This is a genomic window from Enterobacter sp. E1 (genome assembly GCF_016809815.1).
In the GTDB taxonomy this organism is placed as follows: domain Bacteria; phylum Pseudomonadota; class Gammaproteobacteria; order Enterobacterales; family Enterobacteriaceae; genus Enterobacter; species Enterobacter adelaidei.
Map to the genome: position 1 here is coordinate 148261 of NZ_JAFBJM010000005.1, position 26734 is coordinate 174994.

At 55.2% G+C, this 26734-nt stretch carries 22 protein-coding genes; 7 read left to right on the forward strand and 15 right to left on the reverse strand.

Features of this window, described 5'->3' with window-relative positions:
- Positions 1–88 precede the first annotated feature (88 nt).
- The 4 genes from JGF26_RS14945 to folA all read left to right on the forward strand — a co-directional run bounded on the left by JGF26_RS14945 (position 89) and on the right by folA (position 3408).
- The gene (locus tag JGF26_RS14945; protein ID WP_023310357.1) at positions 89–322 is read left to right on the forward strand and encodes a YgdI/YgdR family lipoprotein; all 234 of its coding nucleotides are present in this window, start codon (positions 89–91) and stop codon (positions 320–322) included.
- 103 nt (positions 323–425) lie between these two features.
- Positions 426–956 carry a glutathione-regulated potassium-efflux system oxidoreductase KefF gene (kefF, locus tag JGF26_RS14950; protein WP_028016646.1) on the forward strand — a complete coding sequence of 177 codons (531 nt, stop codon included), beginning with the start codon at positions 426–428 and terminating at the stop codon, positions 954–956.
- Complete coding sequence (gene kefC / locus JGF26_RS14955) at positions 949–2814, forward strand: glutathione-regulated potassium-efflux system protein KefC (RefSeq protein ID WP_108089549.1); 1866 nt, start codon at positions 949–951, stop codon at positions 2812–2814. Before kefF ends, kefC begins: the two co-directional genes overlap by 8 nt.
- A gap of 114 nt (positions 2815–2928) precedes the next feature.
- On the forward strand, positions 2929–3408 hold the full coding sequence (gene folA, locus JGF26_RS14960) for a type 3 dihydrofolate reductase (RefSeq protein ID WP_008502023.1): 480 nt from the start codon (positions 2929–2931) through the stop codon (positions 3406–3408).
- Positions 3409–3446: 38 nt separating this feature from the next.
- Here folA and apaH read toward each other — a convergent pair whose 3' ends face one another.
- The 6 genes from apaH to lptD are packed head-to-tail and all read right to left on the reverse strand — an operon-like array spanning position 3447 to position 10206.
- Positions 3447–4295: a bis(5'-nucleosyl)-tetraphosphatase (symmetrical) ApaH gene (apaH, locus tag JGF26_RS14965; protein WP_028016648.1), complete on the reverse strand. Its 849-nt coding sequence runs from the start codon at positions 4293–4295 to the stop codon at positions 3447–3449.
- A 4-nt stretch (positions 4296–4299) separates the two neighbouring features.
- The gene (gene apaG / locus JGF26_RS14970; RefSeq protein WP_028016649.1) at positions 4300–4677 is read right to left on the reverse strand and encodes a Co2+/Mg2+ efflux protein ApaG; all 378 of its coding nucleotides are present in this window, start codon (positions 4675–4677) and stop codon (positions 4300–4302) included.
- A 3-nt stretch (positions 4678–4680) separates the two neighbouring features.
- Entirely contained in the window at positions 4681–5502 is an 822-nt protein-coding gene (gene rsmA / locus JGF26_RS14975) for a 16S rRNA (adenine(1518)-N(6)/adenine(1519)-N(6))-dimethyltransferase RsmA (protein ID WP_013095540.1), read from the reverse strand.
- Entirely contained in the window at positions 5499–6485 is a 987-nt protein-coding gene (gene pdxA, locus JGF26_RS14980) for a 4-hydroxythreonine-4-phosphate dehydrogenase PdxA (protein WP_134708280.1), read from the reverse strand. The genes rsmA and pdxA overlap by 4 nt, the downstream gene beginning before the upstream one ends.
- On the reverse strand, positions 6485–7771 hold the full coding sequence (gene surA, locus JGF26_RS14985; protein WP_049005247.1) for a peptidylprolyl isomerase SurA: 1287 nt from the start codon (positions 7769–7771) through the stop codon (positions 6485–6487). The genes pdxA and surA overlap by 1 nt, the downstream gene beginning before the upstream one ends.
- A 53-nt stretch (positions 7772–7824) precedes the next feature.
- Positions 7825–10206 carry an LPS assembly protein LptD gene (gene lptD, locus JGF26_RS14990; protein ID WP_049005248.1) on the reverse strand — a complete coding sequence of 794 codons (2382 nt, stop codon included), beginning with the start codon at positions 10204–10206 and terminating at the stop codon, positions 7825–7827.
- Positions 10207–10444: 238 nt separating this feature from the next.
- Between lptD and djlA the strand changes: the two genes are divergently transcribed.
- Positions 10445–11260 carry a co-chaperone DjlA gene (gene djlA, locus JGF26_RS14995; RefSeq protein ID WP_028016653.1) on the forward strand — a complete coding sequence of 272 codons (816 nt, stop codon included), beginning with the start codon at positions 10445–10447 and terminating at the stop codon, positions 11258–11260.
- A 27-nt stretch (positions 11261–11287) separates the two neighbouring features.
- Here the strand turns inward: djlA and rluA are convergent, their stop codons facing one another.
- From rluA to araB, 6 genes are all read right to left on the reverse strand, one after another.
- Entirely contained in the window at positions 11288–11947 is a 660-nt protein-coding gene (gene rluA / locus JGF26_RS15000; RefSeq protein ID WP_134708281.1) for a bifunctional tRNA pseudouridine(32) synthase/23S rRNA pseudouridine(746) synthase RluA, read from the reverse strand.
- 12 nt (positions 11948–11959) lie between these two features.
- Positions 11960–14866 (reverse strand): RNA polymerase-associated protein RapA, encoded by a 2907-nt coding sequence (gene rapA / locus JGF26_RS15005; protein ID WP_134708282.1) that lies wholly within the window; start codon positions 14864–14866, stop codon positions 11960–11962.
- Positions 14867–14993: 127 nt separating this feature from the next.
- The gene (polB, locus tag JGF26_RS15010; RefSeq protein ID WP_134708283.1) at positions 14994–17381 is read right to left on the reverse strand and encodes a DNA polymerase II; all 2388 of its coding nucleotides are present in this window, start codon (positions 17379–17381) and stop codon (positions 14994–14996) included.
- Positions 17382–17425: 44 nt separating this feature from the next.
- Complete coding sequence (gene araD, locus JGF26_RS15015; protein WP_028016657.1) at positions 17426–18121, reverse strand: L-ribulose-5-phosphate 4-epimerase; 696 nt, start codon at positions 18119–18121, stop codon at positions 17426–17428.
- Between the two features lie 52 nt (positions 18122–18173).
- Positions 18174–19676: an L-arabinose isomerase gene (gene araA, locus JGF26_RS15020; RefSeq protein ID WP_134708284.1), complete on the reverse strand. Its 1503-nt coding sequence runs from the start codon at positions 19674–19676 to the stop codon at positions 18174–18176.
- A 10-nt stretch (positions 19677–19686) separates the two neighbouring features.
- Positions 19687–21396, reverse strand: a complete 1710-nt coding sequence (gene araB / locus JGF26_RS15025; protein ID WP_028016659.1) for a ribulokinase — start codon at positions 21394–21396, stop codon at positions 19687–19689.
- Between the two features lie 337 nt (positions 21397–21733).
- On the opposite strand from araB, the gene araC reads away from it, so the two are divergent.
- A complete protein-coding gene (gene araC / locus JGF26_RS15030; protein WP_028016660.1) occupies positions 21734–22579 on the forward strand; it encodes an arabinose operon transcriptional regulator AraC in 846 nt (281 codons plus the stop codon).
- Positions 22580–22706: 127 nt separating this feature from the next.
- Complete coding sequence (locus tag JGF26_RS15035; protein ID WP_134708285.1) at positions 22707–23474, forward strand: DedA family protein; 768 nt, start codon at positions 22707–22709, stop codon at positions 23472–23474.
- Here JGF26_RS15035 and thiQ read toward each other — a convergent pair.
- Genes thiQ through thiB form a run of 3 tightly spaced genes read right to left on the reverse strand, consistent with a single transcriptional unit; the run spans position 23471 to position 26719 of the window.
- Positions 23471–24166, reverse strand: coding sequence for a thiamine ABC transporter ATP-binding protein ThiQ (thiQ, locus tag JGF26_RS15040; RefSeq protein WP_134708286.1), 696 nt, complete (start codon positions 24164–24166; stop codon positions 23471–23473). The genes JGF26_RS15035 and thiQ overlap by 4 nt on opposite strands.
- Complete coding sequence (gene thiP / locus JGF26_RS15045; RefSeq protein WP_028016663.1) at positions 24150–25760, reverse strand: thiamine/thiamine pyrophosphate ABC transporter permease ThiP; 1611 nt, start codon at positions 25758–25760, stop codon at positions 24150–24152. The genes thiQ and thiP overlap by 17 nt, the downstream gene beginning before the upstream one ends.
- Entirely contained in the window at positions 25736–26719 is a 984-nt protein-coding gene (gene thiB, locus JGF26_RS15050) for a thiamine ABC transporter substrate binding subunit (protein WP_108089558.1), read from the reverse strand. Before thiB ends, thiP begins: the two co-directional genes overlap by 25 nt.
- Positions 26720–26734 lie beyond the last annotated feature (15 nt).

A 26734-nucleotide genomic window follows, 5' to 3' on the forward strand; every position in this document is an offset into this window, starting at 1 on the left:
ACCTTCTGGTTTTCCATCCACATTCAGTCAGTTAGCCTAAAATGGTTAGGTCGATAACGAAATCCAACTGAATGCAGGGGAAAACACCATGCAAAATAAATTACTGATCGCTTCCGTTCTGGCTGCCACGACAATGTTTACCGTTGCGGGCTGTTCGTCTAATCAGGCCGTAAAAACCACTGATGGCAAAACCATTGTCACCGACGGCAAACCGCAGGTGGATGACGATACCGGGCTGGTGTCGTATAAAAACGCCGAAACCGGTCAAACCGAGCAGATTAACCGTGACCAGGTAAAATCCATGGGCGAGCTGGATAACTAATTCAGAATTCTGCCGTTAGCCCGTCAATAATATTCACTATTAGCCTGCTGAATTACTGACTACACTCTTTTGTTAAAAGAAAGCAGTAACAACAGGCTAATCAATGATTCTGATAATTTATGCACATCCCTATCCGCACCACTCGCATGCGAATAAGCGGATGCTTGAGCAGGTAAGGACGCTTGATAACGTAGAGATACGTTCCCTCTATCAACTTTATCCCGATTTTAATATCGACATCGCCGCTGAGCAGGAAGCGGTTTCGCGCGCTGATCTGATCATCTGGCAGCACCCTATGCAGTGGTACAGCACCCCTCCGCTTCTGAAACTGTGGATTGATAAAGTCTTCTCCCATGGCTGGGCATATGGTCATAACGGCCATGCACTGAAGGGCAAAAACCTGATGTGGGCGGTCACGACCGGCGGTGGGGAAAGCCACTTTGATATTGGTTCCTTCCCGGGTTTTGACGTCCTGGCACAGCCGCTGCAGGCCACCGCGCTCTATTGCGGGATGAACTGGCTTCCGCCTTTTGCGATGCACTGTACATTTGTATGCGACGATGAAACGTTGCAGGCGCAGGCTCGTCATTATAAACAACGCTTACTTGAGTGGCAGGAGGCGCACCATGGATAGCCATACGCTGATACAGGCGCTGATTTACCTCGGCGCGGCGGCGCTGATTGTGCCCGTGGCAGTACGTCTGGGGCTGGGGTCTGTCCTCGGCTACCTGATTGCGGGTTGCGTCATTGGGCCGTGGGGCTTTCGTCTGGTCACGGATGCAGAGGCGATTCTCCATTTCGCTGAAATTGGCGTCGTCTTGATGTTGTTTGTGATTGGCCTTGAGCTCGACCCGCAGCGTTTGTGGAAACTTCGTGCCTCGGTATTTGGCGGTGGCGCGCTGCAAATGGTGGCCTGCGGCCTGCTGCTGGCTGGGTTCTGCATTCTGTTGGGAATGGACTGGAAAGTGGCTGAGCTTATCGGCATGACGCTGGCGCTCTCCTCGACGGCCATTGCTATGCAGGCCATGAACGAGCGAAATCTGACGGTCTCTCAGATGGGGCGCAGTGCGTTTTCGGTGCTGTTGTTCCAGGATATTGCTGCTATTCCGCTGGTGGCAATGATCCCGCTGCTGGCGGCAAGTGGTTCCTCTACGACGCTTGGCGCTTTCGCGCTGTCGGCATTGAAGGTGGTAGGGGCGCTGGCTCTGGTGGTCCTGCTTGGCCGTTACGTGACTCGTCCGCTGCTGCGGTTTGTTGCCCGCTCAGGACTGCGTGAAGTCTTCAGTGCGGTGGCACTGTTCCTGGTGTTCGGTTTTGGTCTGCTGCTGGAAGAGGCCGGTCTGTCGATGGCGATGGGAGCGTTCCTCGCAGGCGTTCTGCTGGCGAGTTCTGAATATCGTCACGCGCTGGAAAGCGATATAGAACCGTTTAAAGGGCTACTGCTGGGACTGTTTTTCATCGGTGTGGGGATGTCAGTCGACTTCGGCACGCTGGTGACACATCCGCTGCGGATCATCATCCTGCTGGTCGGTTTCCTGGTCATTAAAATGGCGATGTTGTGGTTGATTGCCCGTCCGCTGAAGGTGCCGGGCAAACAGCGTCGCTGGTTTGCCGTGCTGCTGGGGCAGGGAAGCGAATTTGCGTTTGTGGTCTTTGGCGCGGCGCAGATGGCAAACGTACTCGAGCCTGAGTGGGCGAAAGCGCTGACGCTTGCCGTGGCGCTGTCGATGGCGGCGACGCCTGTTCTGCTGGTGGTGCTGACGCGTCTGGAAAAATCGGGCAGCGAGCAGGAGCGGGAAGCTGATGAAATTGACGAAGAACAGCCGCGGGTGATCATCGCCGGATTCGGGCGCTACGGGCAGATTGTAGGTCGTTTACTGCTGTCGAGCGGGGTTAAAATGGTTATCCTCGATCACGATCCTGACCATGTCGATACCCTGCGTAAATTTGATATGAAAGTCTTTTACGGGGATGCGACCCGTGTTGATCTGCTGGAGTCTGCCGGGGCGGCAAAAGCCGAGGTGCTGATTAACGCCATCGACGATCCAGAGACCAGCATGCAGATGGTGGAACTGGTAAAAGAACATTTCCCGGAGCTGACCATTATCTCCCGTGCACGCGATGTGGATCATTATATCCGCTTGCGACAGGCGGGCGTCGACGCACCTGAGCGTGAGACGTTTGAAGGTGCGCTGAAATCTGGTCGTATGGCGCTGGAAAATCTGGGGCTTGGCGCGTATGAAGCGCGAGAGCGTGCAGACCTGTTCCGCCGCTTCAATACCGATATGGTAGAAGAGATGGCGGCGATGGCGGGTAGTACGGCCACTGAGCGTGCTGCAGTGTTTAAACGTACCAGTGCGATGCTGACAGAGATCATCAATGAAGATCGTAATCATCTGTCTCTGATCCAGCGTCATGGCTGGCAGGGCACGGAAGAGGGCAAGCACACAGGTAACCCGGAAGACGAACCAGAGAGTAAACCCTCAGTGTGAAGAGGTGTTGCCAGCAATAATAAAAAATTTCTGTTTCTTTACCCTGCCGCCAGTCGACGAAAGATTAAGCTTTCCGTATAGTGGCGGCAATTTTTTGCATCCGGGAAATTTTCAATGATCAGTCTGATTGCAGCGCTGGCGGTGGACCGTGTTATCGGTATGGAAAATGCCATGCCGTGGAACCTGCCTGCCGATCTCGCATGGTTTAAACGTACGACGTTAAACAAGCCGGTAGTGATGGGCCGCCTGACCTGGGAGTCGATTGGTCGTCCATTGCCGGGCCGTAAGAATATCGTTATCAGTAGCCAGCCTGGCACTGACGATCGCGTTGAATGGGTGAAATCCGTGGACGAGGCGATTGCCGCATGCGGTAACGCCGAAGAGATCATGGTGATTGGTGGCGGGCGCGTGTACGAGCAGTTCCTGCCAAAAGCGCAGAAGCTGTATCTGACGCACATTGATGCAGAAGTGGAAGGGGATACCCATTTCCCGGATTACGATCCGGATGAGTGGGAGTCTGTCTTCAGTGAGTTTCACGATGCGGATGCACAGAACTCCCACAGCTACTGCTTCGAGATTCTGGAACGTCGTTAAGTGATTTTCCCTCTCCCGTCCGGGAGAGGGAATAAACCTCAGGAGGCAACGGCCTCGTCTTCACCTAAGTCCAGCTGTCGGTTGGATGGCTGGACAAAGTAAGCTTTATCTTCCCAGCGCAAGCAGGTTAACTCTCCACCCCAGCAGCATCCGGTATCAAGACCGTAGATCCCTTCAGGCGTGCCTTTACCTTCCAGCGCAGCCCAGTGACCGAACACCACGCTGTATTCGTTTGTCACAGGCCCCGGAATGGCAAACCACGGTTTGAGCGGGGCGGGCGCACTTTCCGGTGTCTCTTTTGAATACATGTCCAGCTGCCCGTTCGGGAAACAAAAACGCATTCGGGTAAAAGCGTTGGTGATAAAGCGCAGGCGGGCCAGACCGCTGAGATCTTCGCTCCAGTGGTTCGGCATATCGCCGTACATGGCATCGAGGAAGAAAGGATATGAGTCGCTTGCCAGAACCGCTTCAACATCACGCGCGCAGGTTTTAGCCGTTTCAAGATCCCATTGCGGCGTGATCCCAGCATGGGCCATGACCAGCTTTTTCTCTTCGTCGACCTGCAGCAAGGGCTGCCGGCGTAGCCAGTTGATCAGATCGTCCGCGTCAGGCGCATCCAGTAATGGCGTGAGCCGGTCTTTGGGTTTGTTGCGACTGATCCCGGCGAAGACAGCCAGTAAATGCAGATCGTGATTGCCCAGCACCATGCGCACGTTGTCTCCCAGCGATTTGACGAAACGTAAAACATCAAGAGAGCCGGGGCCACGCGCAACTAAATCTCCCGTCAGCCAGAGTGTGTCCTGTCCGGGCGTAAAGTCGACCTGTTTTAATAATGCGATCAGTTCATCGTAGCAACCGTGAACGTCGCCAATCAGATATGTAGACATTAGATTAATGAATGAGTGTTGTAACGGCGAGACGGAACACAGGAATAGCAACGCGGAACACATTGCCATCAACGTCGACCATTTCGTAATGGCCTTGCATGGTACCCAGCGGCGTTTCAATCACCGCGCCGCTGGTGTACTGATACTCTTCGCCAGGATCGATATGTGGTTGTTCACCGACCACACCTTCACCCTGAACTTCGATTTCACGGCCATTACCGTTGGTGATAAGCCAGTAGCGCCCGCGCAGTTGCACAGGCATCCGCCCCAGATTGCGAATGGTCACGGTGTAAGCGAAGACATAGCGTTCTTCATCCGGTGAGGATTGAGATTCAACATAGACGCTTTGTACATGGACACAGACGCGGGGCGAATCAATCATGGCTTAACTCTCCTTCGGAGGCGCATTTTCACTGATGTAATTAGCCAGCTTGCAGTACTGCTCTACGGAGATGTTCTCTGCACGCATTGCCGGGTCGATACCCAACTCAGCCAGCACGTCAACCGTAAACAGATTACCCAGGCTATTACGGATTGTTTTACGGCGCTGGTTAAAGGCTTCCGTAGTGATACGGCTCAGTACGCGCAGATCCTTGACCGGGTACGGCATCGTTTTATGCGGCACCAGGCGCACAACCGCAGAGTCTACTTTCGGTGGCGGCGTAAAGGCAGATGGCGGAACTTCGAGGACCGGGATCACGTTGCAGAAATATTGCGCCATCACGCTTAAACGACCATACGCTTTACTGTTCGGCCCTGCAACCAGTCGGTTAACAACCTCTTTTTGCAACATGAAGTGCATGTCAGCAATGGCATCAGTATAGCTAAAGAGATGGAACATTAGCGGTGTGGAGATGTTATACGGCAGGTTGCCGAATACGCGCAGAGGCTGTCCCATTTTTTCTGACAGTTCGCCAAAGTTCATGGTCATGGCATCCTGCTGATAGATGGTCAGCTTTGGCCCCAGGAACGGGTGCGTTTGCAGGCGTGCGGCCAGATCGCGGTCCAGTTCGATAACGGTCAGTTCGTCGAGGCGTTCACCTACTGGCTCGGTCAGTGCGGCAAGACCTGGGCCGATTTCGACCATAGCCTGACCTTTCTGCGGATTAATGGCAGAGACGATGCTGTCGATCACGAACTGATCGTTGAGGAAGTTTTGCCCGAAGCGTTTTCGGGCTAAGTGGCCCTGATGGACTCGATTAGTCATTGAGTATTAACAATCATTTTGATGGCGAGATTAAGCGCCGTAATAAAACTGCCGACATCCGCTTTCCCCTGGCCTGCCAGATCCAGCGCAGTACCGTGGTCAACGGACGTTCGAATAAAAGGTAAACCGAGGGTGATATTCACCCCGCGGCCAAAGCCCTGGTATTTTAGCACGGGCAGGCCCTGATCGTGGTACATCGCAAGTACGGCGTCGGCATTATCCAGGTATTTCGGCTGGAAAAGGGTATCAGCAGGCAGTGGCCCGCTTAAATTCATCCCTTTTGCACGCATTTCTTCAAGTACCGGAATAATGGTGTCGATCTCTTCGGTGCCCATGTGCCCACCTTCACCAGCGTGTGGATTCAGGCCGCAGACCAGAACGTGTGGCTGTTTGATGCCGAATTTGGTTTGCAGGTCATGATGCAGGATCCCGATGATCTCCCGCAGCAGTTCCGGAGTGATGGCATCAGGGATGGCCTTAATGGGCAGGTGGGTTGTCACCAGAGCAACGCGCATCTCCTCCGTCGCCAGCATCATCACCACTTTCGGACTGTGCGAGCGTTCTTCAAAGAACTCGGTATGGCCGGTAAACGGGATACCCGCTTCGTTGATGACGCCTTTGTGCACGGGGCCGGTGATAAGCGCGGCAAATTCACCTTTCAGACAACCGTCGCAGGCGCGTGCAAGGGTTTCAACGACATAGTGGCCGTTTTCCGTGCTGAGCTGGCCTGGGACAACAGGCATACGAAGGGGAACAGAAAGCAGCGTGAGCGTACCGGCTTGTTGCGGTGCTGGCTGTTGACCTTCAACGTAAGGGATAAGCGTTAAAGGCAGACCGAGCAGTGTTGCCCGGTCTTGTAACAGTGTTGCATCAGCGCAGACAACCAGTTCTACCGGCCAGCTGCGCTGGGCGAGCTGGACAACGAGGTCAGGCCCAATCCCGGCGGGTTCGCCGGGAGTGATAACAACACGATGCTGTTTCATTAGTTACTCAGAATTTTCACGTAAGCACTGGCGCGTTGTTCCTGCATCCAGGTTGCCGCTTCTTCAGAGAATTTACGGTTAAACAGCATCCGGTAGGCTCTGTCTTTCTGCGCCGCGTCCGTTTTATCAACGTTACGGGTATCCATCAGCTCGATCAGATGCCAGCCAAACGAAGAGTGAACCGGAGCACTGATCTGGCCTTTGTTCAGCTTCATCAGTGCATCGCGGAATGCAGGATCATAAATATCCGCAGCCGCCCAGCCCAGATCGCCGCCCTGGTTAGCAGAGCCTGGATCCTGAGAGAACTCTTTTGCAGCATTTGCGAAGGATGTTTTACCGCTCTTAATGTCAGCAGCAATTTGTTCCAGTTTCGCACGTGCCTGATCATCATTCATGATCGGAGAGACTTTCAGCAGGATATGACGAGCATGGACTTCCGTAACGGAAATATTCTGGCTCTGCCCACGGAGATCGTTCACTTTCAGAATGTGGAAACCCACACCTGAACGGATTGGTCCGACGATATCGCCTTTCTTCGCTGTGCTCAGAGCCTGGGCAAAGATGGATGGCAGCTCCTGAATACGTCCCCAACCCATCTGGCCGCCTTTAAGCGCCTGTTGGTCTGCGGAGTAGGTGATCGCCAGCTTGCCAAAGTCACCGCCATTACGCGCTTGTTCGACAATAGAACGTGCCTGGCTTTCTGCTTCAGCAGCCTGATCGGAGGTTGGATTCTCTGGCAGTGGGATCAGAATGTGGCTCAGATTCAGCTCTGTGCTGGCATCATTCTGGTTACCGACCTGTTTTGCCAGCGCGTCCACTTCCTGAGGCAGGATCGTGACACGGCGACGTACTTCATTGTTACGCACTTCCGAAATCAGCATCTCTTTACGGATCTGGTTGCGGTAGGTGGCGTAGCTGATACCGTCGTAGGCCAGACGGCTGCGCATCTGATCCATGGACATATTGTTCTGTTTCGCGATGTTAGCAATCGCCTGATCGAGCTGCTCGTCAGTGACCTTCACACCCATTTTTTGACCCATCTGCAGAACGATCTGATCCATGATCAGACGCTCCAGGATCTGGTGGCGCAACGTTGCATCATCCGGAAGTTGCTGGCCTGCTTCGCCCGAATTGAGCTTCACAGATTTCATCAGACCGTCAACGTCACTTTCAAGCACGACGCCGTTGTTAACCACAGCAGCGACCTTATCAACAACCTGGGGGGCCGCGAAGCTGGTATTCGCAACCATAGCGACACCGAGCAGCAGCGTTTTCCAGTTCTTCATACTTTTTCCATTTCAATTAACCGCAAAGCGGATTACGTTGCAAATCAAGCACATTACAAGGAGCTACGGTACGGCAGAATGTTCGAACGAAGCATTTTCTGCGTACCCAGACCGTAATTGGAACTCAAACCGCGTAACTCGAAGTTAAAGCCAATCACGTTATCGTATTCGCTTTGATTGTTTTTAGTATCCCAGCCGTTAAGTTTGCGTTCGTAACCGACGCGCAGCGCGTAACAGCAAGAGTTATATTGCAGACCCACCATCTGGTCAGCTGATTTACTGGTGTTGGTGTCAAAGTAGTAAGCCCCTACGATTGACCAACGATCGGCGATTGGCCAACTTGCCGCCGCACCGACCTGAGAAATACCATCCGAATATTGCGGTAATTTCCAGTAGTTGATGCTGTTCTGGTCATTGCTTTTCGGTAGCGTTGCCTGAATGTATTCTGGGCTAGCGTAACGATAACTTACCTGAATCATACGATCTTCATCACGACGATACTCGATGGCCGCACTGCTGTTAGCGACATTGTCGAGACGAGTGTCATATTGCACACCGCCACGCAGACCCCAACGTTCAGTCATACGCCAGTAGGTATCTCCCGCCCAAACTATCGATCCCGTTTTGTTGTCTTTCTCCCACTGAATGTTGTCATCGCCAGTGCGAGACTCCGTGAAATAGTAAATTTGACCAACAGAAACGTTAAAACGTTCAACAGCAGCATCATCATAAACGCGCGATGTGACGCCGGTCGTTAACTGGTTAGCGGATGCGATACGGTCCAGACCGCCGTAAGTACGGTCACGGAACAAACCACTGTAGTCAGATTGCAGTAAAGCAGAGTCGTAGTTCTGAATGTTACTCTGATCACGATACGGCACGTACAAATACTGCATACGAGGCTCAAGCGTTTGGGTATAACCATCCGCCAACAATCCCATATTACGCTCGAAGATCAGCTTGCCGTCCATTTTGAACTGTGGGAGCGTTCGGTTGACCGATTCTTCCAGATGCGCATTGTTAGTTGTGTTGTAATTATCAACATTTTTTTGCTGATAGTGAGTCGCCATCAGCTTGGCTTCAGTGTTCAGGCTTGCCCAGTCGTTAGACCACGGCAAATTGATCTTCGGCTCCAGGTGAACTCGCGTGGCTTCAGGCATGTTCGAATCTGTGTTAACGAAATGCACCGCCTGAGCGTAAACATGGGTGTCGAATGGACCCACATCATTCTGATACCAGTTGACGTCCAACTGTGGCTCAGCGCCATAGGTAGGAGTGGACTGATCAGAAAATACCTGGAATTGCTTGGTCGAGACGGTTGCATCAAAGTTCTGCACCGCATAGCCTACGCTGAATTTCTGCGTGGCATAGCCGTCAGTACTCGAGCCGTATTTGGACGAGAAGTCATTAAAATAAGACGAATCGCTAACTTTGGTGTAGTCAACATTAAAACGCCACACCTGATCCATGACCCCGGAATGCTGCCAGTAATACAGCCAACGGTGACGGTTATCACCAGATACGTTTCTCACGTCGTCTTTGTAAACGTTATCTGACGGCAGATAATCCAGCTCCATCAGACCCGCACCCGCCTGGGTCAGATAACGGAACTCGTTTTCCCACATGATGTTGCCGCGCTTATGGATATAGTGCGGCGTGATCGTGGCGTCCATGTTGGGCGCAATGTTCCAGTAATACGGCAGGTAGAACTCAAAGTAGTTCGTGGTGCTGTATTTGGCATTAGGGATCAAGAAGCCGGAGCGACGTTTGTCACCCACGGGAAGTTGCAGGTAAGGGCTGTAGAACACAGGAACCGGACCCAGCTTGAAGCGCGCGTTCCAGATCTCGGCAACCTGTTCTTCACGGTCATGGATGACTTCGCTCCCGACCACGCTCCAGGTATTCGAACCTGGCAGACAGGAGGTAAAGGTACCATTTTCCAGAATGGTATAGCGGTTTTCACCGCGCTGTTTCATCAGGTCTGCGTCACCGCGCCCCTGGCGACCCACCATCTGGTAATCACCTTTCCAGACGTTAGTATCTTTAGTATTCAGGTTTGACCAGGCTTTCGGACCTTTCAGGATGACCTGATTGTCGTCATAGTGCACATTACCCAGCGCATCCACCGTTCGTACCGGCTCGGCCGCACCTTCCGGCTGCTTCTGGTGCAACTGCACTTCATCTGCCTGCAGGCGGCTGTTACCCTGGTTAATATCCACATTGCCCGTAAACGTGGCGTTGTCAGGATAGGTACCTTTGGAACTGTCGGCAGTAATGGTTACCGGTAAGTTATTTGTATCGCCACTCACCAGAGGACGATTATAACTTGGGACGCCAAGCATACACTGCGAGGCGAGATCGGCCGCCAGCCCCTGTTGACTGTACAGGGCTGTGCCAATCATTGTGGCCAGGAGGGTGGGGATACGTTTTTTCATACGTTGTATTTTATTGTTCCGTCATCAGTGGCTACGGCTTACAAACGCTCAGAGACTATCTTACTCATCAGCGCAGTACCAGCGTTAATCCTGCCGTTTGCGTGCCAGAGTGTTAGGCTCGCTATCGAATGACGAGTATGATAAAGCAAATTATAGGCGATGTCCTTCAATTGACCGTGGCTTGAACACTGTGATGATGGCGTTGCGTCGTCCAGGAATATGACTATCCGGGGAGTATATGCAGTATTGGGGTAAAATAATCGGCGTTGCGTTCGCCATCATCATGGGTGCCGGGTTCTGGGGAATTGTGCTTGGGCTTATTATCGGCCATATGTTTGATAAGGCGCGCAGCCGCAAAATGGCCTGGTTTGCCAACCAGCGCGAGCGCCAGTCCCTCTTTTTCTCAACCACCTTTGAGGTCATGGGGCACTTAACCAAATCCAAAGGACGCGTGACAGAAGCCGATATTCAGATTGCCAGCGTCTTTATGGATCGTATGAATCTGCATGGTGACTCCCGTCTGGAGGCGCAAAATGCGTTCCGCATCGGTAAATCGGATAACTATCCACTGCGCGACAAAATGCGTCAGTTCCGCAGCGTCTGCTTCGGACGTTTCGATTTAATTCGGATGTTTCTGGAGATTCAAATTCAGGCGGCATTCGCCGACGGCTCGCTTCATCCTAATGAACGTGATGTGTTATACGTCATTGCGGAGGAACTGGGGATTTCCCGTATGCAGTTCGACCAGTTCCTGCGGATGATGCAGGGCGGTGCGCAATTTGGCGGCGGCTATCACCAGCAGTCATCTGGCGGTGCCTGGCAGCAGGCGCAGCGTGGCCCGACGCTGGAGGATGCCTGCAATGTGCTTGGCGTAAAGCCCTCTGACGATCAGACCACGATTAAACGTGCCTATCGTAAGCTCATGAGCGAGCATCATCCGGACAAACTGGTCGCGAAAGGCCTGCCACCAGAAATGATGGAGATGGCGAAGCAAAAAGCGCAGGAAATCCAGAAGGCGTATGAGCTCATTAAAGAGAAGAAAGGTTTCAAATAAACAAAGCCCGACGGTGTCGGGCTTTTTTTAGAAGTCCACCGGGGCTTTAAACGTCATCGCGTTACCGAAGGCCGGGTGGGTAATGGTTAGCGTCTGGGCGTGCAGCTGCAGACGTGGCGCTAAGGCCAGCGCTTCAGGCGGTGCGTAGAAGCGGTCGCCCAGAATCGGATGCCCCATAGCGAGCATATGTACGCGCAGCTGGTGAGAGCGTCCGGTAATCGGCTTTAACAATACGCGCGCGGTGTTATCCGGCGCGTATTCCAGCACTTCATACTCGGTTTGCGCCGCCTTGCCGGTTTCATAACACACTTTCTGCTTTGGCCGGTTCGGCCAGTCGCAAATCAGCGGTAAATCCACCAGCCCTTCCTCCTGCGCCGGGTGACCCCATACGCGCGCCACGTACTGTTTTTTCGGCTCGCGCTCGCGGAACTGGCGTTTAAGCTCCCGCTCCGCCGCTTTATTCAGAGCCACTACAATAACGCCGCTGGTTGCCATGTCCAGACGATGGACGGACTCGGCCTGCGGATAATCGCGCTGAATGCGCGTCATCACGCTGTCTTTGTGTTCATCCAGACGTCCCGGCACGGACAATAAGCCGCTTGGCTTGTTAACGACCATAATGTGCTCATCCTGATAAAGAATGACCAGCCAGGGATCCGTCGGTGGATTGTAGGGCTCCATTACCATTTCGCGCTCCGTTTACTGATGCGTCACAACGATGAGACGCAGGGCATCCAGACGCCAGCTCGCCTGGTCCAGGCTTTCCAGCACCTGCTGGCGGTTGCTTTCAATCGCCGCCAGCTCGTCGTCACGGATGTTCGGGTTCACCGCTTTCAGCGCTTCCAGACGGGAAAGTTCAGCAGATAACTTCTCGTCCGCTTCACTGCGCGCGGCATCAATCAGCGCCCTGGCCGCTTTTTCAACCTGGGTTTCACCCAGTTGCAGAATGGCATGCACGTCCTGCTGAACTGCGTTGACCAGCTTGCTGCCCGTATGACGGTTTACCGCGCTTAGCTGACGGTTGAAGCTCTCGAACTCGACCTGTGCGGCCAGGTTGGTGCCGTTTTTGTCCAGCAGCAGACGCACTGGCGTCGGCGGCAGGAAGCGGGTGAGCTGCAGCTGTTTCGGCGCCTGGGCTTCCACAACGTAGATCAGCTCGACCAGCAGGGTACCGACCGGCAGCGCCTTGTTTTTCAACAGGGAGATGGTGCTGCTGCCGGTATCACCAGAGAGGATCAGATCCAGACCGTTGCGGATCAGCGGGTGCTCCCAGGTAATGAACTGGGCATCTTCGCGAGAGAGGGCCACATCGCGCTCGAAGGTGATGGTGCAGCCATCTTCCGGCAGGCCCGGGAAATCAGGGACCAGCATGTGATCGGACGGGGTCAGAACGATCATATTCTCACCGCGATCGTCCTGGTTGATCCCGACGATGTCGAACAGGTTCATGGAGAAGCTGATCAGGCTGGTGTCGTCATCCTGCTCTTCAATGCTTTCAGCCAGCGCTTGTGCCTTTTCGCCACCGTTGGAGTGGATCTCCAGCAGACGGTCACGTCCCTGCTCCAGCTGAGTTTTCAGCGCGTCGTGCTTCTCGCGGCAAGATTTGATCAGCTCATCAAAACCGTCGGTTGTTTCTGGCGCTGCCAGGTAACCGATCAGGTCGCTATGAACCTGATCGTAAATGGTACGGCCTGTTGGGCAGGTATGCTCGAATGCATCCAGACCTTCATGGAACCAGCGCACCAGAACGGACTGAGCGGTTTTTTCCAGATACGGAACGTGGATCTGAATATCGTGCGCCTGACCGATACGATCCAGACGACCGATACGCTGCTCCAGCAGATCCGGGTTAAACGGCAGATCGAACATCACGAGATTGCTGGCGAACTGGAAGTTACGACCTTCAGAGCCGATCTCAGAACACAGCAGAACTTGTGCGCCGCTGTCTTCTTCACCAAACCAGGCTGCCGCACGGTCACGTTCAACAATAGACATGCCTTCGTGGAACACGGCTGCACGAATACCTTCACGCTCACGCAGAACCTGCTCCAGCTGCAGTGCAGTGGCAGCTTTCGCGCAGATCACCAGCACTTTCTGAGAACGGTGTGCGGTCAGGTAGCCCATCAGCCACTCTACGCGTGGGTCAAAGTTCCACCAGGTGCCGGTATCACCTTCGAATTCCTGGTAAATTTGTTCCGGGTAGAGCATGTCACGCGCACGTTCTTCGGCGGTTTTACGCGCCCCCATGATGCCGGACACTTTAATCGCCGTCTGGTACTGCGTTGGCAGTGGCAGTTTGATGGTGTGCAGTTCGCGTTTCGGGAAACCTTTCACGCCGTTACGGGTGTTACGGAACAGAACACGGCTGGTGCCGTGACGGTCCATCAGCATATCGATCAGTTCTTTACGTGCTGATTCCGCGTTGTCACCTTCGCTGTTGGCTGCCTGCAGCAGCGGTTCAATATCCTGCTCGCCAATCAGATCGCTCAGGGTATTGAGTTCGTCATTGGACAGACGCTTGCCCGCCAGTAAAAGGGCGACAGCGTCGGCAACCGGGCGGTAGTTTTTCTGCTCTTCAACAAACTGCTCAAAATCATGGAAACGGTTTGGATCGAGCAGGCGAAGACGTGCAAAGTGGCTTTCCAGCCCCAGCTGTTCCGGCGTTGCGGTCAGCAGCAGGACGCCAGGTACACGTTCGGCAAGCTGTTCGATCGCCATATATTCGCGGCTCGGCGCATCTTCGCTCCAGACCAGATGATGCGCTTCATCGACGACCATCAGATCCCATTCGGCATCGCACAGGTGTTCAAGACGCTGCTTGCTGCGGCGCACGAAGTCCAGCGAGCAAATCACCAGCTGTTCGGTTTCAAACGGGTTGTCCGCATCGTGCTGGGCTTCTGCGTAGCGTTCGTCGTCAAACAGCGAGAAGCGCAGGTTAAAGCGGCGCAGCATTTCGACCAGCCACTGGTGCTGCAGGGTTTCAGGAACCACAATCAGCACGCGCTCGGCTGCGCCAGAAAGCAGCTGTTGATGCAGGATCATACCGGCTTCAATAGTCTTACCCAGACCCACTTCGTCTGCCAGCAGTACGCGAGGTGCATGACGACGGCCGACGTCATGGGCGATATTCAACTGGTGAGGGATCAGGCTGGTGCGTTGACCACGCAGGCCGCTCCACGGCATACGGTACTGTTCACTCTGGAACTTACGGGCGCGATAGCGCAGAGAGAAACGATCCATGCGGTCGATTTGCCCGGCAAACAGGCGGTCCTGCGGCTTACTGAAAACCAGTTTGCTGTCGAGCAGCACTTCACGCAGGATGACATTGGTCTCGTCAGTGTCCAGGCGAGTGCCAATGTAGGCGAGCAGTCCATTCTCTTCTTTTACGTCTTCAACCTTGAGCTGCCAGCCGTCATGGCTGGTCACGGTGTCACCCGGATTAAACATCACGCGGGTCACAGGGGAGTCATTGCGAGCGTACAGGCGGTTTTCACCAGTGGCAGGGAAGAGGAGGGTAACCATGCGCGCATCGACGGCAACGACAGTTCCTAATCCGAGTTCGCTTTCTGTATCGCTGATCCAGCGTTGACCAAGTGTAAAAGGCATAGTTGTTCGGCTCTAATCTTTAATTGCAGGCAATAGTTCGACCCCGTCAAAAAAGACGGTCATCGAAAAATGGGTCCGGGAATGGAAAGGGCGCTATGGTACTGGATGGCAGCCATTTCGTCACGCGTCAAAATAGGCCAAGTTGCCCTGTCACTAGTGTAGCAAAATCATCGTCGATGAAGGGTAAAATTCCCTCTGCAACGGGCTGGAGCTGGCGCGTCAGGTAGTGATCGTAATCGAGTGGCGACTGTTGATAATCAACAGGTTCCGGGCCGCTGGTGGTCCAGACATATTTGATTGTCCCCCGGTTTTGATACTGCGGCGAGCGACCCCGTCGCACATTCTCTTCATCCGCCAGACGGGCGGCGCGCACGTGTGGCGGTACGTTGCGCTGGTATTCAGCCAGCGGGCGGCGCAGGCGTTTGCGATATACCAGTTGATCGTCCAGCTCACCGGCCATCAGGCTGGCAATGGTTTCGCGCACGTAATCCTGATAAGGCTCATTGCGAAAGACCCGCAGATAGAGCGTTTGCTGGAACTGTTGCGCCAGAGGGGTCCAGTCGGTGCGTACTGTTTCCAGCCCTTTAAAGACCATCCTCTGCGCGTCGCCTTCCTGAATCAGCCCGGCGTAGCGCTTCTTGCTGCCCTGATCGGTACCGCGAATGGTGGGCATTAAAAAGCGGGCAAAATGGGTTTCATATTCCAGTTCTAACGCACTGGTTAACCGCTCTTTTTGCAAATGCACCCGCCACCAGTCGTTTACGTAGGCAACCAGCGCTTTGCCGATTTGCGCGGCATCGTCTTCCGAATGTGCACCCTTAAGCCACACAAAGGTGGAGTCCGTGTCGCCGTAGATGACGTCATAGCCCCTGGATTCAATCAGCGCTTTGGTCTGTCGCATGATCTCGTGACCGCGCATGGTGATCGAGGAGGCCAGCCGTGGGTCGAAGAAACGGCAGACGCTGGTACCCAGCACGCCATAAAAGGCATTCATGATGATTTTTAGCGCCTGCGAGAGCGGCTTATTGCCGTGGCGCTTGGCTTCGTCGCGACCGTGCCAGATGCTTCCGACGATCTCCGGCAGACAGTGTTTTTCGCGTGAGAAGCGAGCCCCGAGAAAGCCTTCGGTGCTGTGCTCATCATCCGGTTGGGCCATGCCCTCAACCAGCCCGACGGGATCGATCAGGAAGGTGCGGATTATCGACGGGTAGAGGCTTTTGTAGTCCAGCACCAGCACGGAGTCATACAACCCTGGCCGGGAATCCATGACATAACCGCCGGGGCTGGCCTGCGGTGGTACCTCTCCGAGATTCGGGGCGACATACCCCGCACGGTGCATACGGGGGAAGTAGAGATGACTAAAGGCCGCCACGGAGCCGCCGTGTCGATCGGCTGCGAGACCGTTTACCGTCGCACGCTCCAGCAGGAACGGCATAATCTCGGTTTTGTGGAAAATCTGCGTGACCAGCTCGCAGTCTTTCAGGTTATAGGTGGCAAGCGCCGGTTTATCTTCGTTAAAGCGGCGGTCTATTTCATCCATTCTGTCCCATGGGTTGTCGATAGATTTGCCTTCGCCAAGCAGCTCCTGCGCGACGGCTTCCAGAGAGAACGAAGAGAAGTTCCAGAAGGCGGATTTCAGTGCCTCAATGCCGTCGATAATCAGGCGGCCGTTAGCCTGGGCGAAGAATACGCCGTTTTTAAAACCATGTTCGCGCCATTCTATTTCCGTGTTGCCACGTCCCAGCATCAGCGGAATTCGGTACCGCTCGGCGTGTTTTTGCAACACCCGCAGGTCAAACTGCACCACGTTCCAGCCAATCAGCACATCGGGGTCGTACTCGGCAAACCACTGATTCAGTTTTTCCAGCAGATGAGGACGGCTGTTGACATACTCCAGCCGGAAATCCAGCGCGGAGGCATCGCCATTCGGCGGTCCGAGCATATAGACAACCCGATCGCCGCAGCCTTCCAGACCAATGCAGTACAGTTCCCCGTGGCGGGTGGTTTCGATATCCAGCGACACCCATTTCAGCGGCGGGCGATAGTGCGGGTTGGGCTTCAGGCGTGCATCGACAATTCGGCCGTTTTGCTCGGTGCCATCGACCCAAACCGGTGCGGTAATAAACCGCTCCATCAGAAAACGCTCCGGCGGACGGATATCCGCTTCATAAAGCGTGACACCTGCTTCACGCAGCAGTTTTTCATAGCGCATTAATTGCCGGTGGGCGCGACAGTAAAGTCCGTAAACCGGCTGACGGTGAAAATCCTTCAGTTCAAGCGGCGTGATGCGCCAGTTATTTTCGCCGCGCAGCAACTGCTTCGCTTTTTCGACGTGTGCTTCAGGAATAAAGGCCACGGATTCCTGTGGCGGCAGCGTAACATTCAGCGGGCCGTTGTCCGTTGCCAGCCAGAATGCAACCTCAGTACCTTGAGGGGTATCCCGCCAGTGTCGGGTCAGTAAAAAGCCTTCTTGCGCCTGCGCCACGCCGTTATCCCATAAAACAAAACCAGGCATGATTATAGCCTGGTTGAATAGTTTATGCTGGGTATATATACAGTTTATTGCCCGTAATAGGCTTTCGCACCGTGCTTGCGCAGATAATGTTTATCCAGCAGGGTTTGCTGCATATCCGGTAACTGCGGCGCCAGCTGGCGACAGAAGATCCCCATATAGGCAATTTCTTCGAGCACTATCGCGTTATGCACTGCATCTTCCGCGTTTTTCCCCCAGGCAAACGGGCCGTGGGAGTGCACCAGAACCCCCGGCATCTGAGCCGCGTCGATTCCCTGCTTTTCAAAGGTTTCGACAATCACGTTGCCGGTTTCCCACTCATATTCACCGTTGATCTCTGCATCGGTCATTAAACGGGTACAGGGAATGGTGCCGTAAAAGTAGTCCGCGTGCGTGGTGCCAGTGGCCGGGATGGACTGGCCAGCCTGCGCCCAGATGGTCGCATGGCGTGAATGGGTGTGGACAATGCCGCCGACCGTCGGGAATGACTGGTACAGCAGACGGTGAGTTGGCGTATCAGAGGAGGGCTTTTTCGTTCCTTCCACTACTTCGCCCGTGGCGATACTGACCACGACCATATCTTCCGCCGTCATTACGCTGTAATCGACGCCGGAAGGCTTGATCACAAACACGCCTTTTTCCCGATCAACGGCGCTAACGTTACCCCAGGTCAGGGTGACGAGATTGTGTTTCGGCAGCGCCAGGTTGGCTTCGAGTACCTGACGTTTGAGTTCTTCTAGCATGCAATCCTCCAGGAAAAGAGGCCCGCCCTGCGGCAGGCCAAAGATTCCCCTGTTAACGTTTTGAACCGTAATAGACTTCGTTCCAGCGCAGCGCGTCTTTGAAGGCTGGCAGGCGGGTATCGTTATCAATCACGGTCAGCTCGATATCGTGCAGTTCGGCAAACTGACGCATGTCATTGAGATCCAGTGCGTGGCTGAAGACCGTGTGGTGCGCACCGCCGGCCAGGATCCAGGCCTCTGACGCGGTTGGCAGGTCAGGCTGTGCTTTCCACAGGGCGTTGGCGACCGGCAGTTTCGGCAGGGAGTGCGGCGTTTCAACCGCGTCGACGCAGTTGACCAGCAGGCGGAAACGATCGCCCAGATCGATCAGGCTGGCGTTGATAGCCGGGCCAGTACGCGTGTTGAAGATCAGACGCGCCGGATCGGCTTTGCCGCCGATACCAAGGTATTGCACGTCGAGGATCGGTTTCTCTTCGACGGCGATAGAAGGGCACACTTCCAGCATGTGCGAGCCGAGTACCAGGTCGTTGCCGTTCTCGAAGTGGTAGGTGTAATCCTCCATAAAGGAGGTGCCGCCCTGCAGACCGGTCGACATCACTTTCATGATGCGAAGCAGAGCGGCAGTTTTCCAGTCGCCTTCGCCCGCAAAGCCGTAGCCCTGCTGCATCAGACGTTGTACTGCCAGGCCTGGCAGTTGTTTCAGACCGTGGAGATCTTCAAACGTGGTGGTGAAAGCGTGGAAGCCGCCCTGTTCCAGGAAACGCTTCATGCCCAGCTCAATGCGCGCCGCGTCCAGCACGTTCTGGCGCTTGTCGCCGTGGATCTGTGCCGCAGGCGTCAGGCGATAGCTGCTTTCGTACTCATCCACCAGCGCGCTCACGTCGCCATCGCTGATTTCATTCACCACCTGTACCAGGTCGCCCACGGCCCAGGTATTCACGGAGAAACCGAACTTGATCTGCGCGGCCACTTTGTCGCCGTCGGTCACAGCGACTTCACGCATGTTGTCGCCAAAACGCACCACTTTCAGGTGGCGGGTATCCTGTTTCGATACCGCCTGACGCATCCATGAGCCGATACGTTTTTGCGCGTGCTGATCCTGCCAGTGGCCAGTCACGACGGCGTGCTGCTGACGCATACGCGCGCCGATGAAGCCAAACTCACGGCCGCCGTGCGCGGTCTGGTTCAGGTTCATAAAGTCCATGTCGATGCTGTCCCACGGCAGGGAGGCGTTGAACTGGGTATGGAACTGAAGTAAAGGTTTATTGAGGATCGTCAGGCCATTGATCCACATTTTGGCGGGCGAGAAGGTGTGCAGCCACACCACCATCCCGGCGCATTTATCGTCGTAGTTGGCGTCCCGGCAAATGTGAGTGATTTCATCCGGCGTGGTGCCCAGCGGTTTCAGCACCAGTTTGCACGGCAGTTTAGCTTCTGCATTCAGCGCGTTAACGACGTGCTCCGCGTGTTTCGTCACCTGCTGCAGCGCTTCCGGTCCGTACAGATGCTGGCTGCCAATCACAAACCACACTTCATAATTATTAAAAATGGTCATCGTTGTGTCCTTAATGGGTCAGGGTTGCCGTAGTGTCCGCGGTGCTTTTGGCCGGGGCGGCGACAGGGAGATAGTGGAGTTCGGCGCTTTTTGCCCATTGCTGGTAGCGCTGATAAAGCTGTTCAAAGCGCTGCGCCTGCGAGGCGCGCGGCTGCAGGGTGTTTTCGACGGCGCTCGCCATATGCTGCTGAGCCGTCGGAATATCCGCGTGAACACCCGCGGCGACGGCGGCGAAAATTGCCGCGCCCAGCGCGCAGCACTGATCGGAGGCCACAATCTGCAGCGGACGGTTCAGCACGTCGCAGCAGGCCTGCATGATCACCGGGTTTTTACGGGCGATACCGCCCAGCGCCATCACGTTGTTCACGTCGATGCCCTGTTCGGTGAAGCACTCCATAATGGCGCGTGCACCAAACGCGGTGGCGGCAATCAAACCGCCAAACAGCGCAGGTGCGTCGGTTGCCAGGTTGAGATCGGTAATCACCCCTTTCAGGCGCTGGTTAGCAAACGGCGTACGGCGGCCGTTGAACCAGTCCAGCACCACCGGGAGATGATCGAGAGACGGATTTTTTGCCCAGGCGTCGGTGAGCTGTGGCAGGAGCTGTTTTTTGCTCTCGGCTATCTGGGTTTTCAGTTCAGGATGTGCCGCAGCCAGCTGATCCAGCGGCCAGCCCAGCACGCGGCCAAACCAGGCGTAGATATCACCAAACGCAGACTGACCGGCTTCAAGGCCGATAAAGTCTGGCACCACGCTACCGTCAACCTGGCCGCAGATACCTTTTACCGCGCGGTTGCCAACGGTGGATTTATCGGCCGTCAGAATGTCGCAGGTCGAGGTGCCGATCACTTTCACCAGCGTATTGGGTTGTGCACCTGCGCCGACTGCGCCCATATGGCAGTCAAACGCGCCGCCGGAGATGGCCACATTCTGCGGAAGCCCAAGACGCTTCGCCCACTCTTCGCAGAGCGTGCCGACGGGAATATCTGCGGTGAAGGTGTCGGTAAACAGCGGATATGTCAGGCTCTTGTTGATGATCGGGTCGAGTTCATCGAAGAACGCAGCCGGAGGCAGGCCGCCCCAGCTTTCGTGCCACAGGGATTTATGCCCGGCGCTGCAGCGACCACGACGGATATCCTGCGGGCGGGTGGTGCCGGAGAGCAGAGCGGGAACCCAGTCGCACAGTTCAATCCAGGAGACGGCCGCCTGGGCAACCGATGCGTCTGCACGGGTAACGTGCAGGATCTTGGCCCAGAACCATTCGCTGGAGTAAATGCCGCCGATGTAGCGCGAGTAGTCTGTTTTACCCGTTTGATGGCACAGGCGGGTGATGGCTTCGGCCTCTTCCACGGCGGTATGGTCTTTCCACAGCACGAACATGGCGTTCGGGTTGTCGGCAAACTCAGGGCGCAGCGCCAGCACGCGGCCTTCCGCATCCACAGGGGCTGGGGTAGAACCGGTGCTGTCGACGCCAATCCCGACAATCTCTGCCCGCTGAGCGTCAGTCAGTTCAGCAAGGACGGTTTTGATTGCCGCTTCCATTGACTCGATGTAGTCACGCGGGTGGTGACGGAACTGGTTATTTGGCGCATCGCAGTAGCGCCCCTCTTGCCAGCGCGGGTACCACTCAACGCTGGTTGCTATCTCCTGGCCGGACGTACAGTCCACTGCCAGCGCGCGAACCGAGTCGCTGCCAAAATCGAGGCCAATCGCAATTGCCATGGTGTTGCTCCATCAAAAAAACAGGTATGGAAGAACATTAGAGACTGGGGGCGAAAATCGTCAGGCAGGATCCGCTAATCTTATGGACTAAATTGCTGTTGCGATGGAAAGTGTGACGCCGTGCAAATATTCAATGTGGACATTTCTGCCGCACTTATAGACACTTTTGTTACTGCTTATTTGCCTGACCTGGCGGATAAATTAGTGGGAAAGGCTGAAACATGGCGGACGTAAAAGAGGCGTGATGCTTTTTGGATCTTTTCGCGGGCCATTTTTAACCTGCTTTTTACGATATGGACAATTGGTTTCCTTCAGGACCCTTGGGAGAACTGAATCTATGGCCGAAACGCAAAACGATCCTTTGCTGCCGGGATACTCGTTTAACGCGCACCTTGTGGCGGGACTGACCCCTATCGAGGCTGAGGGATACCTCGACTTTTATGTTGACCGCCCGCTCGGGATGAAAGGGTATATCCTCAACCTGACCGTGCGCGGGGAGGGGATCATCAAGAACGGTGACCAGCAGTTTGTCTGCCGCCCCGGCGATATCCTGTTGTTCCCGCCGGGGGAGATCCACCACTACGGGCGTCACCCGGATGCAAAAGAGTGGTATCACCAGTGGGTCTACTTCCGTCCGCGCGCCTACTGGCAGGAGTGGCTTTCGTGGCCTGCGATTTTTGCGCATACCGGTTTTTATCGACCGGATGATCTCCATCTTGCTCAGTTTCGCGAGCTTTTTGCGCAGATCATTGAGGCGGGGCAGGCGGGAGGACGTTATGCCGAACTGCTGGCGATTAACCTGCTTGAACAACTGCTGCTGCGGCGTATGGAGGCCATTAACGAATCGCTTAATCCTCCACTGGATAACCGCGTGCGCGACGCCTGCCAGTACATCAGTGACCATCTGGCAGATAGTCAGTTTGATATCGCCAGCGTCGCTCAGCACGTCTGTCTGTCTCCGTCGCGGCTGTCGCATCTCTTTCGCCAGCAGCTTGGCGTCAGCGTGCTAAGCTGGCGTGAGGACCAGCGTATCAGTCAGGCGAAGCTGTTACTCAGCACCACCCGGATGCCGATTGCCACCGTGGGGCGTAACGTGGGCTTTGAAGATCAACTTTATTTCTCTCGTGTTTTCAAAAAATGCACGGGTGCCAGCCCCAGTGAATTCCGCGCGGGTTGTGAATAAACGGTAAAAAAGATAAACAAACAGGTGAACTGTGGAAGCAACCTGTAAACTATTCAGACAATTGATGCCTTGACGCGGTGCGGGGCGCTAAGCAGAATCGCTGATTCGTTTTCTGACCGGAATAGTTATGCAGGCTTTGCTGGAACACTTTATTACCCAGTCCGTTATGTACTCGCTCATCGCCGTTGCGCTGGTGGCGTTTCTGGAATCGCTGGCGCTGGTCGGGTTAATTCTGCCCGGCACCGTGATGATGGCCGGGCTTGGCGCGCTGATTGGCAGCGGCGAGGTCAACTTCTGGCAGGCGTGGCTGGCCGGGATTATCGGCTGCCTGCTGGGCGACTGGATCTCCTTCTGGCTGGGCTGGCGCTTTAAGAAGCCTCTGCACCGCTGGTCGTTTATGAAAAAGAACAAAGCCCTGCTGGATAAAACCGAACATGCGCTGCACCAGCACAGCATGTTCACCATCCTGGTGGGACGCTTTGTCGGGCCGACGCGTCCGCTGGTGCCCATGGTCGCCGGGATGCTGGATCTTCCGGTCACAAAATTTGTTGTGCCGAATATTATCGGCTGTGTCTTCTGGCCGCCGTTTTACTTCCTGCCGGGGATCCTCGCGGGGGCGGCTATAGATATTCCTGATGGTATGCAAAGCGGTGAGTTTAAGTGGCTATTGCTGGCGACCGCTCTGCTGCTGTGGATCGCCGCATGGCTGTGCTGGCGGCTGTGGCGCAGCGCGAAAGTGAATATTGATCGTCTGACGCGCTACCTGCCTCGCTCACGCCTTTTGTGGCTTGCGCCGTTGACGCTCGGCATAGCCGTAGTGGCGTTGGTGGCGTTGATCCGCCACCCGCTGATGCCGGTGTATGGCGAGATTTTATTGAAGGTCGTCAGCCGTTAACTAATACCCAGAAGCTGTGATGCGCTCGCTTTCCCTCTTACCAGTGCTTCCGTTTCGCCATCCCATAAAATGCGACCCTCCGCGATCACCACCGATCGCGGAGCAATCCTCGCGGCATCCTCAATGCTGTGCGATACCATCAACATGGTGAGCTTCTGACGCTGGCAGACCTCCTGTACCAGAGCCAGCATCTCCTGGCGCAGCGCCGGGTCGAGTGCAGAGAAGGGCTCGTCCAGCAACAGAACAGGCTGCTCGCGTACCAGACAACGCGCCAGCGCGACACGCTGGCGCTGACCGCCGGAAAGCTCCCCTGGCAGACGGTCGATAAACCCGGTGATCCCCATCTGCCCGGCAATAAGCTCCAGCTTCTGGCGCTGGGTATCGTTCAGTTTTAACCCCGGATCCATCCCCAGGGCGATGTTCTGCCGTACGGTAAGATGGGTGAAAAGATTATTTTCCTGAAACAGCATCGACACCGGACGCCGGGCGGGTGGCGTGCGGGTATGATCGTGGTTTTCAATCATTATTGACCCGCTTGCCGGTTGCAGAAACCCGGCTATCAGATTGAGCAACGTGCTTTTTCCTGCTCCACTTGGGCCCAGAACCGCAATCATCTCTCCCTGGCGGGCAGAAAGCGTGAAGCGCATTGGCAGGTGCTGGTAGAGCCAGGTTACATCAATCAGTTTTAACATCACGCCCCGGAAGTTTTTCGATAACGGTAAATAAGGCAAAGCAGAGTAGCAGCAGTAAGAGTGCCGTGACGGCGCCATCCTGGCTACGGTAAGAGCCGATCTGCTGGTACAGCCAATATGGCAGCGTGCGGAAATCTTCATTGCCGAAGAGCGCGACCACGCCAAAATCACCGATTGAGAGCACGCAGGCGAAAGCCAGCGCCTGTGCCAGAGGGCGTTTTAGTGCCCGCAGTTCGACCACTCTCAGCCGTTGCCAGCCCTGAATGCCAAGTGACTGACACAGCAGAGCGTAGCGGCTATTAACGTCGCGCATCGGGTTTTCCAGTACCTTCAGAGCATAAGGGATCGCCATCAGGGCATTGGTAAATATCACAATGCCGTCGGCACTTTCCGGCAGACCCACGGTACTGTTGAAAAGTAAAAAGAATCCCGTCGCCAGTACAATGCCTGGCATGGCCAGGATAAGCATACCCGTTAGCTCCAGCGCCTGTCCGGCTTTACGGGCATGGCAGGCATAAAGCTCGCGACTGCTCCACAGCAGCATCATGGTCAGTATGACGCACAGCAACCCGGCGGCCAGCGCAATGCGCAGTGAAGTCCAGGTCGCTTGCCAGAGCACGGACTGCTGCAACACGGACAGGAGATTGAGGTTCAGGCCATCGACGATAACGGCCATCAGCGGCGGCAGCATCAGCAGCAGCGCCAGCGTAATAAGCGAAATATCGGTGATACGGCTACGCAGGCTATCCTGGGGATCGCGCCAGCCTGTTATCTGGTTACTGCCCGGCGGAATGGCTTTACTCAGACGCTGGCTCAGCAGCACCAGTACAAGACAGCACACCATCTGAACTATCGCCAGCAGCGCAGCCCGACCAGGATCGTAGTCGTAACTCAGCGCCTGATAGATTGCCAGCTCAATGGTTGTTGCCTGCGGTCCACCCCCCAGTGAAAGCACAGTAGCAAAGCTGGCAAAGCAGAGCATGAAGATCAGCGCGGCAACTGGCGGGATTTGGCGGCGCAGCCACGGCCATTCAACAAAGCGGAAGAAAGACCAGCCGCGCATGCCCAGCTGTGCTGCAAGCTGGCGTTGCTCGCCGGGGATATTTTCCAGCGCCTGTAAAAAGAGCCGTGTCGCCATCGGCATGTTGAAAAAGACGTGCGCCAGCAGGATGCCCTGAAGCCCGTATGGCGAGAAATGCCACTCCAGACCGAGCAGGCCGAACAGTGAAGCCAGCCAGCCCTGACGACCATAAACGCTCAGGATGCCAAACACGGCTACCAGCACGGGCAGGATCAGCGTCATGGCGCACAGGCGCAGCAGCGCCTGCCTGCCGGGGAAACGCCTGCGATAAAGCGCACGAGCAAGGAAAATGGCGGGGATCACCGACAGCAGGGCAGAGAGAAACGCCTGCCAGAAAGAAAAGCGGATAACGTGCCAGAGATAGCTGTCGTGCCAGAGGGAGAGCAGGTCACTCTCTGGCGCGTTCAACCACAATGCAAGAAAAGCGCCCAGGCTGACCGCCACCATCAGCATGGCGGCGAGCAGCCCAGGAATTAACCAGCCGGGAATTAGCGGCTGACGGCGCGTTGCCATTCACTTACCCATGCTGCACGCTGCGAAGCGACCTGTTGCGGCGTAAACTCCAGAGACGTTTGCGGTTTGGTCAGCTGCTCGAAACCTGCTGGCAGCGCTACGTTGGTCACGGGATACATCCAGTTACCCGCCGGAATGGCATTCTGGAATGCCGGTGAAACCATAAATTTCAGGAACTTCTCGGCAAGTTCTGGCTGTTTGCTGGCCGCGGTACGCGCAGCCACTTCCACCTGCAGGTAATGACCTTCAGCGAAATTGGCTGCGGCATAGTTGTCTTTCTTCTCGGCGATAATGTGGTAGGCCGGGGAGGTGGTGTAACTCAGTACCAGGTCGCTTTCACCTTTCAGGAACAGGCCGTAGGCTTCACTCCAGCCTTTAGTCACGGTGACGGTTTTGGCGGCCAGTTTCTGCCATGCTTCCGGCGCTTTATCCCCATAGACTTTCTGCATCCACAGCAGCAGACCCAGACCTGGAGTGCTGGTGCGAGGGTCTTCATAAATGACGCGCCATTTCTGATCGCCTTCCACCAGCTCCTTCAGGCTTTTCGGCGGGTTCTTCAGCTTGTTTTTGTCGTAAACAAAGGCAAAGTAGCCGTAGTCGAACGGAACGAAAGTGTCATTTTTCCAGCCGCCCGGAACGTTGACGGCATCTGCAGCTACGCCACTTTTGGCAAACAGTTTGGTCTGCGAGGCGGCCTCCAGCAGGTTGTTATCCAGCCCCAGCACCACATCGGCTTTACTGTTTTTCCCTTCCATACGCAGGCGGTTGAGCAGTGAGACGCCATCTTCCAGCGCCACGAATTTCAATTCACAGTTACAGTCCGCTTCAAAGGCTTTTTTCACCACCGGGCCTGGGCCCCAGTCAGCAGAGAAGGAGTCGTAGGTGTAGACCGTCAGAACGGGCTTCGCAATAGCAGGCAGCGCGAACAGCGCCAGCAGGGGGAGAACTTTTTTTAACACTTTGCACCTCAGGGT

Excerpts from the sequence above, each read along its gene's own strand:
- thiQ (WP_134708286.1), bottom strand. The coding sequence starts at position 24,166 with ATGTTAAAACTGATTGATGTAACCTGGCTCTACCAGCACCTGCCAATG.
- lptD (WP_049005248.1), bottom strand. The coding sequence starts at position 10,206 with ATGAAAAAACGTATCCCCACCCTCCTGGCCACAATGATTGGCACAGCC.
- JGF26_RS14945 (WP_023310357.1), top strand. The coding sequence starts at position 89 with ATGCAAAATAAATTACTGATCGCTTCCGTTCTGGCTGCCACGACAATG.
- araA (WP_134708284.1), bottom strand. The coding sequence starts at position 19,676 with ATGACCATTTTTAATAATTATGAAGTGTGGTTTGTGATTGGCAGCCAG.
- djlA (WP_028016653.1), top strand. The coding sequence starts at position 10,445 with ATGCAGTATTGGGGTAAAATAATCGGCGTTGCGTTCGCCATCATCATG.
- pdxA (WP_134708280.1), bottom strand. The coding sequence starts at position 6,485 with ATGAAACAGCATCGTGTTGTTATCACTCCCGGCGAACCCGCCGGGATT.
- apaG (WP_028016649.1), bottom strand. The coding sequence starts at position 4,677 with ATGATTGATTCGCCCCGCGTCTGTGTCCATGTACAAAGCGTCTATGTT.
- JGF26_RS15035 (WP_134708285.1), top strand. The coding sequence starts at position 22,707 with ATGCAGGCTTTGCTGGAACACTTTATTACCCAGTCCGTTATGTACTCG.
- rluA (WP_134708281.1), bottom strand. The coding sequence starts at position 11,947 with ATGGTAATGGAGCCCTACAATCCACCGACGGATCCCTGGCTGGTCATT.
- rsmA (WP_013095540.1), bottom strand. The coding sequence starts at position 5,502 with ATGACTAATCGAGTCCATCAGGGCCACTTAGCCCGAAAACGCTTCGGG.
- kefC (WP_108089549.1), top strand. The coding sequence starts at position 949 with ATGGATAGCCATACGCTGATACAGGCGCTGATTTACCTCGGCGCGGCG.
- folA (WP_008502023.1), top strand. The coding sequence starts at position 2,929 with ATGATCAGTCTGATTGCAGCGCTGGCGGTGGACCGTGTTATCGGTATG.
- kefF (WP_028016646.1), top strand. The coding sequence starts at position 426 with ATGATTCTGATAATTTATGCACATCCCTATCCGCACCACTCGCATGCG.
- thiP (WP_028016663.1), bottom strand. The coding sequence starts at position 25,760 with ATGGCAACGCGCCGTCAGCCGCTAATTCCCGGCTGGTTAATTCCTGGG.
- araD (WP_028016657.1), bottom strand. The coding sequence starts at position 18,121 with ATGCTAGAAGAACTCAAACGTCAGGTACTCGAAGCCAACCTGGCGCTG.
- araB (WP_028016659.1), bottom strand. The coding sequence starts at position 21,396 with ATGGCAATTGCGATTGGCCTCGATTTTGGCAGCGACTCGGTTCGCGCG.
- surA (WP_049005247.1), bottom strand. The coding sequence starts at position 7,771 with ATGAAGAACTGGAAAACGCTGCTGCTCGGTGTCGCTATGGTTGCGAAT.
- polB (WP_134708283.1), bottom strand. The coding sequence starts at position 17,381 with ATGCCTGGTTTTGTTTTATGGGATAACGGCGTGGCGCAGGCGCAAGAA.
- rapA (WP_134708282.1), bottom strand. The coding sequence starts at position 14,866 with ATGCCTTTTACACTTGGTCAACGCTGGATCAGCGATACAGAAAGCGAA.
- apaH (WP_028016648.1), bottom strand. The coding sequence starts at position 4,295 with ATGTCTACATATCTGATTGGCGACGTTCACGGTTGCTACGATGAACTG.
- araC (WP_028016660.1), top strand. The coding sequence starts at position 21,734 with ATGGCCGAAACGCAAAACGATCCTTTGCTGCCGGGATACTCGTTTAAC.